The following is a 16,853-nucleotide window of genomic DNA, read 5'->3' on the forward strand; positions in this document are numbered from 1 at the left end:
ACCTCCTCGTCTCCTCAATATTACTGGATAGGCGTCAAGTATTTAATAACGTCTGCGATCCGGGTAATCGCGGTATCAACTCGTTCCTCGACAGGCAGCGACTTATCCTGCGCAAAATCGCGGGACAAAATTTCAAAGACCGCAATCAGGTTGGAAAATTCAGTCACATATTCCCAGCGCCCATCGTCCAACTCGTCCAACGTGTTTACCAGTTCAATCTTCCCATCAATCCGGGCGATTTCTTTGGTGTGTTTTTGCAACTGGCCACGCAGATCACCCGCTTTTTCCTTGAGACTGTTATACGCCGCCAGCATGTTGAGATAAGAAATGGCCTCCCCAATACCTGAGATCAACTTTTTCAGCGTATCAATAGCTAACAAGGCGATTTGAATCTGCGGCGGCGCCAAACCCAACGCGTTCAAATTATCCAGCGATAACTTTGCCTCATCACCGATTTTTTCGATGCCGGCTTTACCGATCGCGTCAATGGTTGACGATACGGACTTCATCTGCTCTTGCAATTCAGCCAGTTTCTCTTCGGATTTAATTTTTAATGCTTCTGTGGATGCCCGATCCTGCTGCAGCGTAACAACCCATTCTTCCGAAGCATTCCTGTCATACGGGGCCTTAATACTCTTCTGAATACTTTTTAGATCTTCAGCGTGTGTGGAGATTTGATCAAATACTTTTTTGAGCTCTACCTCCATGTCCTCTCGAATCTCGTCCGCATCGCCCGGATTCTTCACCATCTCGTCCTGATAGCCTTTCAGTTTTTTCTCCGCTCGGCCCAAATTGATAATGTTTGACTGGGCCTGCTCACGCAGATCGTACGTTATCTTGTTGATAGCAAACGCCAGATTGTTCATTGTTCCAACGGTGCCAGGCATGTAATCGTATTGCGCGACAAGCATTTGAGCAGTGGTATTCTTTCGTTGCACCGCGGCGTCATGGCCACGCAAATTAATCATACTGAAACCTGGAGAAGCCAAATCATTAAACAGCGAATGCATAACTATCCCACCCTGAAAAACCAAGCTACTATTTGCATATTCCTTATCAGCTTCTTCGAACACACCCAGCAATTGATCCGAACTTCCTTTTATTTGCTCCCAAGGCTCGATAATACTGAGTATTTGATTTTTAAATCGCCTCAAAGAAGTTACCTCCTCCATTGCATCGACATCTTTTACAGAGGCAGTGATATAGGTACTCAGTGCATTCCACACCAGCATAAGATTCTGAGTCGCGACCTCTGCTTCAATCGCAACGTAGCTAAGGTTCTGAAGATCATCACGGATTTTATTCAAGGAACTCAGCGTCTGGCTTTTACTGGCCATTTTTTTATTGGCTACTTGTTGCTCTTCTTTCAGCCTGTTTCGCTCTTTTCGTATATTTTCAGCTTTGACACCCTGATAAATGCCGAGAATCAAACCGCCAATATTTAGGGTCGCCGCCGACTTGATCGCGTCCTGGACCAGCTGACCGTACTGCGTATTGAGGTCATCAATATTTTTCGAGCGCTGGTCAATTTCATTTTGCAGAACCTGAATATCTGCCTGATAAGTATTTCTCGAAACAAATTCCAATCGCAACTTTATTTCCGGCAGCACTTGCTCGCGCATATCGGTGCCAAAGCTATCCAGCTCCGATCTTACCTCCTCGGCCTTCGCATGACAGCCTCTAACCTTATTAAGCATGTCATTGAGGTAGCCCTTGATATCAGGAACATCTCCCGCAGGCAAGCCAAGATCAGGAAGGTTCGGAATCTGGAGTTTCAGTTTCAGATACTCCTCTGGCGTATTGATATTGTGTTTTTCCAGGTATTCCGACGCTTTGAGATTGTCATAGACTTCTACAATTCCCTTGCCAATCCGGATGATATCGCCACCAAAAATCTTAAGGTGAGTACCTGTCAGCATAATGTTCTGACGTAATGGCCTCCAGCGCTTGGCATGGTCATACGTGCAGGTAAATGTGCGTAGAAAATCCTTGGCAGTAAGCCCCACGCCGCCTTTATCACCCGCGCCATAATTTAAATACGCGACCACATCGTCAAACAGTTTGGGAAGAGACAGCCCTAATGTTTCATACTTACTCAGACTGATAATCTGCTCTTTAGTCAGTTGTATGCCGGCTCCCCGATTATACTCATCCCCCTCGCCGAGCGAGGCATCCACAAATAGTTTGGGCGCTTTTACAGCAGCCTCAAGTACTTTATTATCCATTTTGAATTCCATTTCCCTGTCCTTTGCGGACATTAGTACACGTTAAGTTCTCGCCGATATTGACGAGCCGTCTTACCCAAGCCCACTACAGATATCGTGCAAACAAAACTTAGAACACCATGGACACCACGCGCAAACCATTAAGTGTTAAGAATCGCGACAACCCAGACAATGGCCACTGCACACCTGACGGGTGCAGCTTTTAAAACAAAGTACGAGCCACTCAGAGAGTGAATCGATTTATCCTGAATTTAAACTGGCTACCCAAGCGACGGCTTTATCTACCCATAATGCGCACACCAACTAACGCATCAAACCTGTTCAGGCAATGCATTTTATCGCGCAACAATCTGAATGAAACTTCATTATCGAGAAGTTAACGGAAACAACAATCCGTTACAACGAGGCCAACTGAGCTAGTCGCAACCGATAAGCCTCAGCCATTCCGCGGATGTGTGGATTACGTGCGCTCAACAATGACTCACTGCCGACCCTCAAGAAGTTCACGTTCCCACCGGCCAGCGCCTTGCGCAACCAGCCCAGCGCATCATCAACACGCCCCTCATCGGCCAATATCGCCGCATAACTGAACTGCCCGCGAAAATCCCCGCCTTCGGCCGAGCGTCGATACCATTCCCGAGCCGCAAACAAATCCTGCGGGCAGCGGCGTCCGTCTTCCAGATAGCGGCCCAACAGGTTCATGGATTTGGCGTGGCCCAACTCGGCGGCGCGGCGATACAAAGCCAGGGCTTGCGCCTGACTTTCTGCTATCCCGCGCCCGGTGGCCAGCAGATTGGCGTAGTTGTACATCGCCCAATCCAGGCCGGCGTCTGCCGCGATTCGATAATGCCGCGCGGCAATCGAGGCGTCGGTGTTGCAACCCCAGCCATGCTCATGACAACGGCCGAGCATGTTGCGCGCCATCAAGTGTCCACCCTGAGCGGCAATCTCGAACCAGCGCACGGCCAGCGATTGATCCTGCCCAATCCCTCGCCCGTCCAGCAGAATCTGCCCGAGCAACGCCTGAGCATCAAGAATGCCTTCACCGGCAGCGATCAGAATCGCCTGAGCCGCTCGCGCCGGGCTTTCTTCGAGCATCGATTTGAGGCGGTCGCCGTCGAGAATTTCCTCGCGGCGTAACCGAAAATCCGTCACTTACACCTCGACCCAGCGACGCAACAGGTTGTGATAGGCGCCGGTCAGGCGGATCAATGAAGGATGGTCGGGCATGTCCTGAGTCAACTGTTGAATCGCCCCGTCCATCTCGAACAGTAGAGCGCGCTGGCTGTCTTCACGCACCAGGCTTTGCGTCCAGAAAAACGAGGCGTAACGGGTGCCGCGAGTGACGGCGTTGACCTTGTGCAGGCTGGTGCCCGGATACAGGACCATGTCGCCGGCCGGTAATTTCACGCGCTGGGTGCCGAAGGTGTCCTGGATTTCCAGTTCGCCGCCGTCGTAGTCCTCCGGTTCACTGAAGAACAACGTCGCCGACAGGTCGGTGCGCACCCGTTCGATGCTACCCTTGGGCTGACGCACGGCGTTGTCGATGTGAAAGTCGAAACTGCCGCCAGCCGTGTAGCAGTTCAGTAACGGAGGGAAGACCTTGTGCGGTAATGCCGCTGACATGAACTGCGGATTTTTCCACAACCGTTCGAGCATCGCCGCACCGATTTCCTTGGCCAGCGGATGCCCTTCAGGCAGTTGCAGATTGTGCTTGGCCTTGGCCGACTGATAACCGGCAGTGATTTTTCCATCGGCCCAATCCGCCTGCGTCAGGGCCTCGCGAATGCGCTGCACTTCTTCTTTCGCGAACACGCCGGGAATGTGCAGCAACATGGAAAGGCACCTGAAGGCAAAGGGGCGCCAATGGTATTGATTCTTATTGCCCGTGTAAAACCCGTGCGACGAATGAAACGACAAAAACCGTAAAGGTAAATTGTAAAGAATGTAAATTTGCCGCGAATAATAACGTTTCGCAATTGATACAGATACGTGTTTACCCTATATTCCGCGGCCTCAAATCCTTGGGGAGGGGAATTCACATGTCACGCCAACAACTACAATTAACGGTCAGTTCACCGCGTTTGCTCGCGTCTGCAATTGGCGTGGCGATCACTGCCGGCTCTGCGGGCCACATGGTTTTCGCGGCCGAGAAGACCGACGAAAAAACACCGAACAATGCCATTTCCCTGGACGCGACCAGCGTTGTGGCCGAGCAGAATGACACCTCCTACAAGACCGATACTTCGGCCTCCAAAAAGTACACCGCGCCACTGCGCGAGACGCCGAAAAGCGTCACTGTGATCCCGCAACAAGTGATTCGCGACACCGGCGCCACCAGCCTGGTCGACGCCCTGCGCACTACCCCGGGCATCACCTTCGGTGCCGGCGAGGGCGGCAACCCGGCGGGCGATCGTCCGATCATTCGCGGCTTCAACGCCGAAAGCGACACGTTCGTCGATGGCATGCGCGACCCTGCGTCCCAGAGCCGCGAGATCTTCAACGTTGAATCGATCGAAGTCAGCAAAGGCCCAGGTTCGGCCTTCACCGGCGCCGGTTCCACCGGTGGCAGCCTGAACCTGGTGAGCAAGACTCCCAAGCTGGGCAATGCCTACAACGGCGGCTTCACTTGGGGCTCGGACCAGACCAAGCGCACCACCCTTGATCTGAACCAGCAGATGACCGACACCTCAGCCTTGCGTCTGAACCTGATGAAGCACGAAGCCAACGTCGCCGGCCGGGATACCGTGGACGTCAGTCGCTGGGGTGTGGCGCCGTCCTTCGCCTTTGGCCTGGGCACCGACACCCGCTTGACCGTCGGCTACTACCACGTCGAGACGGACGACATGCCCGACTACGGCATTCCGTTGACCTTGAGCCCCAACCGCAGCAAGTACAACGTCGACAAGCCGGCCAACGTTGACCGCGACAACTTCTACGGCCTCACCAGTCGCGACTTTCGCCAGACCACCAATGACAGCGGCACCCTCAAGATCGAACACGATCTGAATGAAGACCTGACCGTATCGAACAGCTTCCGTATGTCCCGTTCGACCCTGGACTACATCGTCAGCAACCCGGACGACAGCAAGGGCAACGTCGTCAATGGCAGCGTTTATCGTGGCGCGAAGAGCCGTAACTCGACGTCCAGCGGCTGGATCAACCAGACCGACCTGAGCGCCAAGTTCAACACCGGCTCCATCGAGCACAGCCTGGTGACCGGTCTGGAGTTTTCCTATCAGGACACCCACAACCGTCCGTACACCCTGACTTCCACTGCCAGCGGCACCCGATGCAACCGCGCCCTGTTTACCTCCGGCGACTGCACCAGCCTGTACAACCCGACACCTGGGGATAACTGGAACGGCACGATCACCGACAGCACCGCGTTCACAGACACCGACACCAAAACCGCCGCGGCCTACGTGTTCGATACCCTGAAGTTCAACGAGCAATGGTCCCTGAACCTGGGCCTGCGTTATGACAACTACCAGGTTGAATCCAGCGGCCACGCCAACGCCAGCAGCACAGCGCCAGCGAACGATTTCTCCCGGGCGAACACCAGTGACCTGGTGAACTATCAGATCGGCGTGGTCTACAACCCGTTGCCTAACGGCAGCATCTACGCGGCCTATTCGACCTCCAGCAACCCGGCCGGCGAAACCAGCGGCAACGGTGGCCTGGAACTGGCAGCGAACAACGCCAGTCTGGATCCGGAAAAGAACCGCAACTACGAAATCGGCACCAAGTGGGACTTCTTCGGTGACGATCTGTCGCTGACCGCCGCGCTGTTCCGCACCGAGAAAACCAACGCGCGGATCAACGATCCGGACGGCGGCACCACGCAAGTGCTGGACGGCGAACAGCAGGTCAATGGCCTGGAACTGAGCTACGCCGGCAAGCTGACCCGCAACTGGAGAGTCTTCGGCGGTTACACCTACATGGACAGCGAAGTGGTCAAAACCACCCTCGCCGCCGATGAAGGCAACCACATGCCAAGCACCCCCCAGAACAACTTCACGTTCTGGTCGACTTACGATCTGGTGCCGGACAAGTTGACCGTCGGTGCCGGTGCGACCTACGTCGATTCCCAGTTCGGCAACGTCGCCAATTCGGTGGAGATCCCGTCCTACTGGCGTTACGACGCGATGGCCAGCTACCGCCTGACCAAGAACGTCGACCTGCAACTCAACGTGCAGAACCTGACCGACAAGCGTTACTTCGATCAGATACTCCAGAACCACTACGCACACGTGGCGGCGGGCCGTACCGCCCTGCTGAGTGCCAACTTCCACTTCTGATCCTGTGGGAGCGAGCCTGCTCGCGAAACGGTGTCTGTCGCACTTTATTTGTTGTGGCTGACATAGCCTTCGCGAGCAGGCTCGCTCCCACACTAGAGTGGTGGGCGAAACGCCCTGGCCCCGTTCATCGAAGTGAACGGGGCTTTTGTGTGTAAAAAAGAATCCTTCTCGACAACTCACGGCATAATGCGCGCCGTGATGATGACTTTGAACGAACAAGGCGAGCGACGTGTTGAAGAAATCCCTGTTCCAGTTGCACTGGTTTTTCGGCATCAGCGCCGGACTGGTCCTGGCCCTGATGGGCATCACCGGGGCGACGGTATCGTTCCAGGATGAAATCCTGCGAGCGTTGAACCCCTCTGTACTGCACGTCGAGAAGCAGGTTGCAGGCGTACTGCCGCCTGCCGAGCTGGTAGAGAAAATCGAAGGTGCTTCGGGCAAAACAGTCTCGATGCTCTGGGTCGAGACCGACAGCGGCAACGCCGCGCGGGTGATCTTCACCGCGCCACCCGGTGAACGTCGTGGGCCGATGCGCTACTTCGACCCGTACACCGGCGAGTTCATGGGTGACGTCACGGGCCAGGATTTCTTTGGCTTGATGCTGCAATTGCACCGGGTCCTGGCCATGGGCGATACCGGCCGGCAGATCACCGGCGCCTGTACGCTGATTCTGCTGTTCTTCTGCCTGTCAGGCCTGTACCTGCGCTGGCCGCGCCAGTGGAAAAACTGGCGCGCGTGGCTGACCCTGGACTGGAACAAAAAGGGTCGCAGCTTCAACTGGGACCTGCATTCGGTGGCCGGTACCTGGTGCCTGGTGTTTTACCTTCTGGCGGCGCTGACCGGGTTGTCCTGGTCGTACGAGTGGTACAACAAAGGCTTGACCCGACTGCTTTCCGATTCGCCGCAGAACGAACGAGTGCGCAGTGGTCGCGGCCCTGCGCCAAGCGGTCCGGCGCCCACTGCCGATTACGCCGCCATATGGAGCAGCATTTACAGCGCCGCCGGTCCTGGGCTTTCGTCCTACAACGTGCGGATGCCGCCCGTGGCCGGGCAACCGGCAACGGTGTTCTATCTGCTGAAGAATTCACCCCACGACCAGGCGCGGAACCAGATCACCCTCGATCCGGCGACCGGCATCGTCAGCCGTCATGACCGCTACAGCGACAAGAGCCTCAAGGCGCAGCTGCTGACCAGTATCTACGCGCTGCACGTCGGCAGCTATTTCGGGATTATCGGGCGGATTATCCTGACGATCGCCGCGCTGGCCATGCCACTGTTTTTCATCACTGGCTGGTTGCTGTACCTGGACCGTCGACGCAAGAAACGTCAGATCAAGGACGCCCGCAAAGGCCTCGCGCAACCGGGCAGCGACGCGCCGGCATGGCTGATCGGCTTCGCCAGTCAGAGCGGATTCGCCGAACAACTGGCCTGGCAGACCGCCGGGCAATTGCAGGCCGCCGGGTTGCCGGTGAAGGTTCAACCGTTGGCCAATGTCAGCGAACAGGACCTGCAGGATTCCAGCAACGCGCTGTTTGTGGTCAGCACCTTCGGCGATGGCGAAGCGCCGGACAGCGCCCGAGGATTCGAACGCAAAGTGTTGGGCCGGGCGCTGAGCTTCGACAGCCTTAACTATGCCGTGCTCGGCCTCGGTGACCGCCAGTATCAACACTTCTGCGGCTTCGCCCGCCGCTTGCACACCTGGCTGGGCGAGCACGGCGGCAAGACCCTGTTCGCCCCGGTGGAAGTCGACAGCGGTGACCCCTACGCCCTGCGCCACTGGCAACAGCAACTCGGCCTGCTGACCGGACAGGCGCCGGTGGACACCTGGCAAGCGCCAAGCTACGACAACTGGACCCTGACCCACCGCGAATTGATGAACCCGGACAGCAGCGGTTCGCCTGTGTATTTGCTGGGCCTCAGCGCCCCCACCACCAGCAGCTGGCTGGCCGGAGATCTGGTGGAAGTGCTGCCGCGCAATTGTCCGTGGGCCATCGAGCATTTCCTCGACGGCCTGGGGATTGACGGTCGGGCCACGGTTGAATTCGATGGCCTGTCGCAAACGCTGGAACAAGCCCTCGCCAGCCGCCAACTGCCCGAGAACCGCGCCCATCTGGTCGGCCTGCACGCACAAGCGCTGGCGGATGCCCTGGTGCCGTTGGCCATGCGCGAATACTCCATCGCCTCGATCGCCGCCGACGGCGTGCTGGAGTTGATCGTGCGTCAGGAGTCGCATGCCGACGGCAGCCTGGGCGTCGGTTCCGGCTGGTTGACCGAACACGCTCCCGTGGGTAGCAGCATCAGCCTGCGAGTACGCCGCAACAGCGGTTTTCATCTACCGAACGAACCGGTGCCGATGATCCTGCTGGGCAACGGCACCGGGCTGGCCGGGTTGCGCAGTTTGCTCAAGGCACGGATTGCCGACGGGCAGCAGCGTCACTGGCTCCTGTTCGGCGAGCGTAATCGCGAGCATGACTACCTGTGCCGCGCAGAGCTGGAGGAATGGTTGATCAACGGTGATCTGGCACAGCTGGATCTGGCGTTCTCCAGGGATCAGGCCGAGAAAATCTATGTGCAGGATCGCCTGCGCGAGTCGGCCGATGAGTTGAAGAAATGGCTGGCCGATGGCGCCGTGATTTACATCTGCGGCAGTTTGCAGGGGATGGCGTCAGGGGTGGATCACGCGCTCAACGAATTGCTGGGTATTGAAGAGGTCGACCGCCTGATCGAACAAGGCCGCTACCGCCGCGACGTCTACTGACACCCTTGATCCCCTGTGGGAGTGGGCTTGCCCGCGATGACGGTTTGATCGTTCCCACGCGCAGCAAAGGAATGCAGCCCGGGACGCTCCGCGTCCCTTTCAAGCCGAACGCGGAGCGTCCGTTGAGGCATTCCCACGCAGAGCGTGGGAACGATCATGCTGCCTTCACACCGGCTGCAACTTGCGCTCAAACACCCCCACCCCATCCAGATCCCGCAATACCACACTCATCTCCCCCGTCTGCCCATCGATGTTCACTTCGCCAAAAAACTGAAATCCGGCAAACGGCGAGGTGTTCTGCGCCGCCGGTGCCTTCTGGAACACTACTTCGGGGCCGAAGGTTTTATCCAGCGCATTCGGCCCGAAGCTCCCCGCATTCAGCGGCCCGGCGACAAACTCCCAGAACGGTTCGAAGTCCTGGAACGCCGCACGGTCCGGGTGGTAATGGTGCGCCGCGCAGTAATGCACATCCGCCGTGAGGAATACGAAATTGCGCACCTGCTGCGCCCGCAGAAAACCGAGCAACTCAGCAATTTCCACTTCACGACCCTGAGCCGGGCCTGGATCACCATTGGCCACCGCTTCCCAACGCGCCACACCGGGGCTGACTTCACCGTCGGGTACGCCGAGGCCGATGGGCATGTCGGCGGCGATGACTTTCCATTGGGCCCGGGAGCCTTTCAATTCACGTTTGAGCCAGTCCAATTGTTCTCTGCCGAGAAACGGTTTGGCGGCACCAAGGTTGTCGTCATTGGCTTCGCGATAACTGCGCATGTCGAGCACGAACACATCAAGCATCGGCCCATAACTCAGCTTGCGATAAATCCGCCCGCCGTCATCGGCACTCTGCAAGCGCATCGGCGCGTATTCCAGCCAGGCTTGGCGCGCACGGCCCACCAGGCTGTGGATATCTTTGCTCTTGTAACGCTCATCCAGTTGCTTGCCCGGCGACCAGTTGTTCACCACTTCGTGGTCGTCCCACTGCCAGACTTGCGGGACCTCGGCGTTGAAGCGGCGGATGTTTTCGTCCATCAGGTTGTAGCGGTAATTGCCACGATAGTCGTCGAGGGTTTCGGCGACTTTGCTCTTGGCTTCGTTGGTGAGGTTGCGCCACACCCGACCACTTTCGGTGGTCAGTTGCGCTGGCACCGGGCCGTCGGCGTAGATGGTGTCGCCGCTGTGGATAAAAAAATCCGGCAGGCGCAGACGCATGGCTTCGTAGATGCGCATGCCACCGATGTCCGGGTTGATGCCGAAGCCCTGGCCGACCGTGTCGCCACTCCAGACGAACCGAATATCCCGCCTGGCGGTTGGCACACTGCGCAGATGACCGAACCAGGGTTCACTGGCAACACCGCTCTGGGCGTCTTCGAACGTAACGCGGTAGAAAATCGCCTGATCGGCGGGCAGGCCAGTGAGTTCGACCCGGGCGGTGAAGTCGGTGCGGGCATCGGCCAAGGGCGAGACGAATCGACGAGGGTTACTGAACAGGCTGCGGGTGTCCCATTCCACCACCATCCGCGCCGCACGGTCGCTACGGCTCCAGATCATCGCCCGGTCGCCCAACAGGTCACCAGACTGCACGCCATCGGTGAGTTGAGGCCGATCCTTGACCGAAGCAATCACCGCCGGCGCCAGGCCGGGCATCAACAGACCAGCGCCAACGACCTGTATGACACGACGACGGCTGAGGTCGAATTCGCTCATGGTGTTCTCCCTGAAAAAGGAAAACTTAAGCACGTGCAAATGACGCCCGTGTGAAAACGCGATCCCTGTGGGAGCGGGCTTGCCCGCGATAGCGGTGCAACAGTCACCGAATGGGTTGAATGTTAAGCCGTCATCGCGGGCAAGCCCGCTCCCACAGGTTTTGTGGTGTGTCAGGCCTTGGCCGGCTCCAGCGCCAGCTCCACCGTCTCAGGCCGTTTGAGCACCGAATACGTCACCGCCGTCAGCAAACTCCCGGCCACGATCGCCAGCAGATACAACAGCGCGTGGTTGATCGCATTCGGAATCAGCATCACGAACAACCCCCCGTGCGGCGCCATCAGCTTGCAGCCGAAGTACATCGACAACGCACCGGTCAGCGCACCGCCGGCAATGCTTGCCGGAATCACCCGCAACGGGTCTTTCGCCGCAAACGGAATCGCGCCCTCGGAGATGAAGCACAACCCCAACACCAGCGCCGCTTTACCGGCCTCGCGTTCAGTCTGGGCGAACTTGCGTCGGGCAATGAACGTGGCGATGCCCAGGCCTATCGGTGGCACCATGCCGGCGGCCATGGTCGCGGCCATCGGTGCATAACTTTGCGACGCCAGCAGCCCCACCGAAAACGCGTAAGCCGCTTTGTTGATCGGCCCGCCGAGGTCGACGCACATCATGCCGCCCAGCAGCACACCGAGCAGAATGGCGTTGGTGGTGCCCATGCTGTCGAGGAAGTGCGTGAGCCCCGCGAGCATCCCGGCCACCGGTTTGCCGACTACGTAGATCATCACCAGACCGGTGAATAGGCTCGCCAGCAACGGGATGATCAGGATCGGTTTCAGCGCCTCAAGACTTTGCGGCAAGCGCGCATAGCGATTGATCGCCTGGGCCGCATAGCCGGCGATGAAACCAGCAATAATCCCGCCGATGAAACCGGCGCCCAGGGTGCTCGCCAGCAAACCACCGATCATCCCCGGCGCCAGGCCCGGGCGGTCAGCGATCGAGTAGGCGATGTACCCCGCCAGCAGCGGCACCATCAGTTTGAACGCAGTTTCGCCGCCGATCTGCATCAGCGCCGCCGCGAGCGTGCCTTCCTCCTTGAACGCGGTAATACCGAACACGAAGGACAAGGCGATCATCAGACCGCCCGCCACCACCATCGGTAACATGTACGACACACCGGTCAGCAGGTGTTTGTAGATGCCGGTCTTTTCTTGCTTGGCCGGGCCTTTGGCGCCGGTCGAAGCGCTTTCCTGCTTGCCTTCGGCCAGGGCTTTGTTCAGCGTCGCTTCGGCCTGTTTCAGCGCAATACCGGTGCCGCAACGGTAGATTTTCTTGCCAGCGAAACGCTCGGTGGCGACGTCGATGTCTGCCGCCAGCAGTACCACGTCGGCATCGGCAATCGCCGCTGCGCTGAGTGGATTACGCGCGCCGACCGAGCCCTGGGTTTCCACTTGCAGGTCGTAGCCCAAGCGCTTGGCCGCTTGCTGCAAGGCTTCGGCGGCCATGAAGGTATGGGCGACGCCGGTCGGGCACGCGGTGACGGCCACCAGGCGCGGTGCATTTTTAACGATGGCAGCAGGCTCGGCGGCGGCTTCGGGCGCGACGTAAACCTCGGCCTCCTCCACCCCGCGACGCAGCACCGCTTCGACATCTTGCAGGGCTTGGGCCGGAGTGCTCTGGAACACACGTTTACCGACGAACCGCGACATATCCACCGGCGCGCTGGTGACCAGCAACACCCACTCGGCGGCTTCGATGGTCGCGGCCGACAGCTGGCGTTCCGGATGGGCCGCATCAACGACTTCGACACTGGTGCTCCAGCCCTGACGCTGGGCCGCTGCATCGAGCAGACGAGCGCACAGCACACTGGTGACCATGCCGTTCGGGCAGGCCGTAACAATGGCTAACTTCATTGCAAACCCTCTTATTGTTCTGTCAGGGGGCGCAGGCGCACGCCCTGTTCGAGGTGCGCCAGTTGCGCGGTGTCGCCGATACCAAAACCGATCTGGGTAACGGCCATGGCGGCAATCGCGGTGGCGGTGCGCAAGGTTTGTTCGGGTGTATCGGCACTGAGCAAACCGTGCAGCATGCCCGCCAGCAACGAATCCCCCGCACCGACGGTGCTGACCACACTGACCTTGGGCGGCGTGGCGTGCATGGCCGAGCCGACACTGAACCAGTTCACCCCGTCGGCACCGTCGGAAATCACCACGTGTTCGATGCCATGCGCATGCAAGCGGCTCGCTGCCTCGGCTTGGGCGCCCACGGAAACCACTTCGCAACCCAGCGCTTGCGCCAGTTCTTCGGTGTTGGGTTTGATCAGCCATGGACCGGCCGCCAGACCTGCGCGCAAGGCTTCACCGCTGGTGTCGAGCGCCACTTTCAAACCGCGTTTTTTCAAGCGCTGGATCAACTCCCGCAACCACTGAGGATTCACGCCACGGGGCAAACTGCCGGCCACCACCACCGCGTCATGCCCTGGAGCAATCTGGTCGAGACGATCGAGCAAAGCCTGCTGCGCCGCTTCACTGACCCTCGGCCCTGGGCCATTGATGTCGGTGATGCGCCCATCGCTTTCCGCCAGTTTGATGTTGCTGCGGGTCTCGCCGGGGACACGGACAAACGCGTCGGTAAAACCGCGCTTGGCAAACAGGGTTTCGAACGCTTGAAGGTTGTCTTCCCCGAGAAAACCGCTGACAGTCAGCTGATGCCCAAGGTCGGCCAACACCTGCGCCACGTTCACGCCTTTGCCGGCGGCGTGGGTGTGCATTTCGTCGCTGCGATTGACCTGACCGGGGGTAAGTAGCGGCAATTGGACGGTGAGGTCCAGCGCCGGGTTAAGAGTCAGGGTTAAGATCTTGGCCATTACAGGGCCTCCACTAATGCACGAACTTCGTTCGCACTGCCCACGGCCAGGGCCTGTTGGGCAAGGGTTTGAGTCTGGGTCAGGCTGAGTTCACGAATGCGCGCCTTGACCTCGGCAATGCTGCGGCCCGACACGCTCAACTCATCCACACCCAGGCCCACCAGCACCGGTACCGCCAGCGGATCGGCCGCCAGTTCACCGCACACGCCGACCCACTTGCCATGAGCATGAGCCGCACGCACGGTGATGTCGATCAGTTGCAGCACCGCAGGATGCAAACCGTCTGCCTGGGCCGACAAGGTCGGATGACCACGGTCGATGGCCAAGGTGTATTGCGTCAGGTCGTTGGTGCCGACGCTGAAGAAATCCACTTCCTTGGCCAGCACCGGCGCCAGTAAAGCGGCCGACGGCACTTCGATCATGATCCCCAGTTGCAGGTCCGCAACCGGGATTTCCAGGCGCAGACGTTCGGTCATGTCCCGGGCCTGACGCCACTCATCGACGCTGCCGACCATCGGGAACATGATTCGCAATGGACGGTTATCAGCCGCACGCAGCAAGGCACGCAACTGCGCTTCCATGACTTGCGGACGTTGCAGGGTCAGGCGAATGCCACGCACGCCGAGGAACGGGTTTTCTTCTTTCGCGATCGGCCAGTACGGCAGCGGTTTGTCACCACCGACGTCAAGGGTGCGCACCACCAGCGGTCGACCGGCCAGGCCATCGAGCACGCGACGGTACTCGACTTCCTGAGTCGCCTCGTCCGGCGCTTGCGAGTGGGCCATGAAAATCAGTTCGGTGCGCAGCAGGCCAATGCCTTCGGCGCCCTGCTCCACCGCACTGGTGACGCCGGCGCTTTCGCCGATATTGGCGAACACTTCCACTGCGTGGCCATCGGTGGTCAACGCCGGTTGATGGCGTTGTTCGGCGGCGGCTTTCAAGCGCAGTTCGCGGGTGTCGCGTTCTTCGGTGGCGCGCTGCAAGGTCGCGGCATCGGCGTCCACGTGCAGGCGCCCGCGTTGGCCATCGATCAACAGCGGCGTGCCCGGCTTCAGCAATAACACGGCGGCACCGGCGCCCACCAGCGCTGGAATACCGAGAGCACGCGCGACAATGGCGCTGTGGGCCGTAGCGCCACCGCGAGCGGTGAGAATGCCAGCGACGCGCGTCGGATCGAGACGTGCCACGTCGGACGGGCCGACTTCGTCCATCACCAGAATGTATGGCTGCTCTGGCTCGGCTGGCGTTTCGACGCCACTCAATTGCCCCAGCACCCGACGGCCAATGTCGCGCAAGTCGGCGGCACGTTCGGCGAGCAAGGCGTCCTGCAATGATTCCTGCTGTTTGGCGGCGCCTTCAATCACTGTCATCCACGCCGCTTCGGCGCTTTCGCCCTGCTTGAGGCGGGTGTCGACTTCGTCGGTCAGTTCCGGGTCGTCGAGCATTTCCTGATGGGTGATGAAAATCTCGCGAATCGCTTTGGCCTTGCTGCGCTCGATCAGGCCTTCGATGTCGCGACGCACATCCGCCAACGCTTGCTTGAGACGTTCGCGCTCGATGGCGGCGGACTCACCGCGCAGCGGGTAATCGATGACTTGCAGCACTTGAATATGCGCCGGGCCGATGGCGATCCCCGGCGCGGCGGCAATCGCCTGAATCAGGCTGCCGGACGCGGGTGCAAGTAGCACTTCGGCGACGTCGGCAATCACTTCGCGCTGTTGGCTCACGACCGGCAGCGGCTCGACTTCTTCACCGAGGCCTTCTTCGATGGCCGCCAGCAAGGCAGGCAAGGCATCGGCGGCGATGGTTGGCTCGGCGATGAATTCCAGCACCTGGCCGCGACGGGCGCCGAGGCTGAGCAGTTTGCTCAAACTCTTCACCAACACCGCGCTGTCATGGCCATCGACGATGCGCACGCGGATTTCGCCTTCAAAACTTTTCGCCAGTTGCGCGAGAATCTTCGCCGGGCGCGCATGCAAACCGTGGGCGTTGGCCAAGGCAATGCGTGCGCTCGGCCAATCCGCCGGCACTTCACCGCCGAGGACTTCCAGCACCGCGCGGCTGCTGGTGGCACGGCCCAATTCATGCCCACGGCCTTCGATCAGCAACGCGCAAAGGCGTTCGAGCAGCGCCTGATGGGCTTCACCGAGGCTGGCCAGACAGAACAACCCGCTCAACGGCTGACCGAGGTAGCGCATGGGTTTGTCCGGGGTAACGAACGCCAGGCCTGGACGCTTCACCGTTTGTTCACTGTGCAGCCACCACAGGCCATCGCCCAGCGGCAGCGCGTCGACCTGTTGCAAGATGCCGGCAAAACCGTTGCTCACGCAATCGGCCTGACGCAGCAAACGGGCGCCGCGCCAGACCAATTCTTCAAAGTCATCGGCAGAAACACTGAGGCCGATCATCTGTGCGTCCAGCGCCAACTCCTGTGGCGCGCCTTGCAGCAGTTTCAGCAAGGCTTCAGCGGAACTGGCGCGACGCAGGGCCTGGCCCAGATCGGTTTCACCGAGGGCGCGGGTCAGCAGTTGCAGCAGGCGCAGGTGTTCATCGGATTTGGCGGCGATACCAATCGCCAGATAAACGATCTGGCCATCGCCCCAGTCCACGCCGTCAGGAAACTGCATCAGTCGCACGCCAGTGGCGAACACCTGATCACGGGTCTCCGGGGTGCCGTGGGGGATGGCAATACCTTGGCCGAGAAAGGTCGAGCCCTGGACTTCCCGGGCCTGCAAGCCCGCAAGGTAACCATCCGCCACCAGGCCATCGGTCACGAGTCGGTCAGCGAGTAATTGCAGGGCGGTGGCTTTATCCATAGCCGACTGGCCCATGGATATCTGCTCTATGGTGAGCTCGAGCATGCTTTCTCCTTTTTGGCGCCGTGTGACGCCAGGTATTGTTTTGATTGATTCAGCTTAAGCCTTTGGGAGCGCCTTTTCAGGGGCAGTTTTGGCGGTTTCGCGGCAGAACCGACCAAAGCGACCTTTAGCGTAGAAAAT

Annotated in this window: 9 protein-coding genes; 2 read left to right on the top strand and 7 right to left on the bottom strand. The window is 59.2% G+C overall.

Going from position 1 to position 16,853, the window contains the following annotated elements; all coding sequences use genetic code 11:
• Nucleotides 1-20: 20 nt before the first annotated feature.
• The 3 genes from AB4O41_RS12770 to AB4O41_RS12780 all read right to left on the bottom strand — a co-directional run bounded on the left by AB4O41_RS12770 (nucleotide 21) and on the right by AB4O41_RS12780 (nucleotide 4,061).
• Complete coding sequence (locus tag AB4O41_RS12770; protein ID WP_460147961.1) at nucleotides 21-2,237, bottom strand: alpha-xenorhabdolysin family binary toxin subunit A; 2,217 nt, start codon at nucleotides 2,235-2,237, stop codon at nucleotides 21-23.
• A 384-nt stretch (nucleotides 2,238-2,621) separates the two neighbouring features.
• The gene (locus AB4O41_RS12775) at nucleotides 2,622-3,380 is read right to left on the bottom strand and encodes a tetratricopeptide repeat protein (RefSeq protein WP_460147962.1); all 759 of its coding nucleotides are present in this window, start codon (nucleotides 3,378-3,380) and stop codon (nucleotides 2,622-2,624) included.
• Nucleotides 3,381-4,061: a Fe2+-dependent dioxygenase gene (locus tag AB4O41_RS12780; protein WP_460147963.1), complete on the bottom strand. Its 681-nt coding sequence runs from the start codon at nucleotides 4,059-4,061 to the stop codon at nucleotides 3,381-3,383. It abuts the gene before it with no gap.
• Between the two features lie 206 nt (nucleotides 4,062-4,267).
• Here AB4O41_RS12780 and AB4O41_RS12785 point away from each other — a divergent pair, with 206 nt between their 5' ends.
• Nucleotides 4,268-6,526: a TonB-dependent receptor gene (locus AB4O41_RS12785; RefSeq protein ID WP_460147964.1), complete on the top strand. Its 2,259-nt coding sequence runs from the start codon at nucleotides 4,268-4,270 to the stop codon at nucleotides 6,524-6,526.
• 229 nt (nucleotides 6,527-6,755) lie between these two features.
• Nucleotides 6,756-9,284 (top strand): PepSY domain-containing protein, encoded by a 2,529-nt coding sequence (locus AB4O41_RS12790; RefSeq protein ID WP_460147965.1) that lies wholly within the window; start codon nucleotides 6,756-6,758, stop codon nucleotides 9,282-9,284.
• Between the two features lie 165 nt (nucleotides 9,285-9,449).
• On the opposite strand, the gene AB4O41_RS12795 is transcribed toward AB4O41_RS12790, so the two are convergent.
• The 4 genes from AB4O41_RS12795 to ptsP form a co-directional block, all read right to left on the bottom strand.
• A complete protein-coding gene (locus AB4O41_RS12795) occupies nucleotides 9,450-10,991 on the bottom strand; it encodes an alkaline phosphatase D family protein (RefSeq protein WP_460147966.1) in 1,542 nt (513 codons plus the stop codon).
• A gap of 170 nt (nucleotides 10,992-11,161) precedes the next feature.
• A complete protein-coding gene (locus AB4O41_RS12800) occupies nucleotides 11,162-12,901 on the bottom strand; it encodes a PTS fructose-like transporter subunit IIB (protein WP_460147967.1) in 1,740 nt (579 codons plus the stop codon).
• Nucleotides 12,902-12,912: 11 nt separating this feature from the next.
• A complete protein-coding gene (gene pfkB / locus AB4O41_RS12805) occupies nucleotides 12,913-13,854 on the bottom strand; it encodes a 1-phosphofructokinase (protein ID WP_460147968.1) in 942 nt (313 codons plus the stop codon).
• Entirely contained in the window at nucleotides 13,854-16,715 is a 2,862-nt protein-coding gene (gene ptsP / locus AB4O41_RS12810) for a phosphoenolpyruvate--protein phosphotransferase (protein WP_460147969.1), read from the bottom strand. Before ptsP ends, pfkB begins: the two co-directional genes overlap by 1 nt.
• Nucleotides 16,716-16,853: the final 138 nt, after the last annotated feature.

Source organism: Pseudomonas sp. S2_A02, from assembly GCF_054668495.1.

Bases quoted from the DNA above. Each gene is read 5' to 3' on its own strand.
- AB4O41_RS12770 (WP_460147961.1), bottom strand. From the start codon at position 2,237: ATGGAATTCAAAATGGATAATAAAGTACTTGAGGCTGCTGTAAAAGCG.
- AB4O41_RS12780 (WP_460147963.1), bottom strand. From the start codon at position 4,061: ATGTTGCTGCACATTCCCGGCGTGTTCGCGAAAGAAGAAGTGCAGCGC.
- AB4O41_RS12785 (WP_460147964.1), top strand. From the start codon at position 4,268: ATGTCACGCCAACAACTACAATTAACGGTCAGTTCACCGCGTTTGCTC.
- AB4O41_RS12795 (WP_460147966.1), bottom strand. From the start codon at position 10,991: ATGAGCGAATTCGACCTCAGCCGTCGTCGTGTCATACAGGTCGTTGGC.
- AB4O41_RS12800 (WP_460147967.1), bottom strand. From the start codon at position 12,901: ATGAAGTTAGCCATTGTTACGGCCTGCCCGAACGGCATGGTCACCAGT.
- pfkB (WP_460147968.1), bottom strand. From the start codon at position 13,854: ATGGCCAAGATCTTAACCCTGACTCTTAACCCGGCGCTGGACCTCACC.
- ptsP (WP_460147969.1), bottom strand. From the start codon at position 16,715: ATGCTCGAGCTCACCATAGAGCAGATATCCATGGGCCAGTCGGCTATG.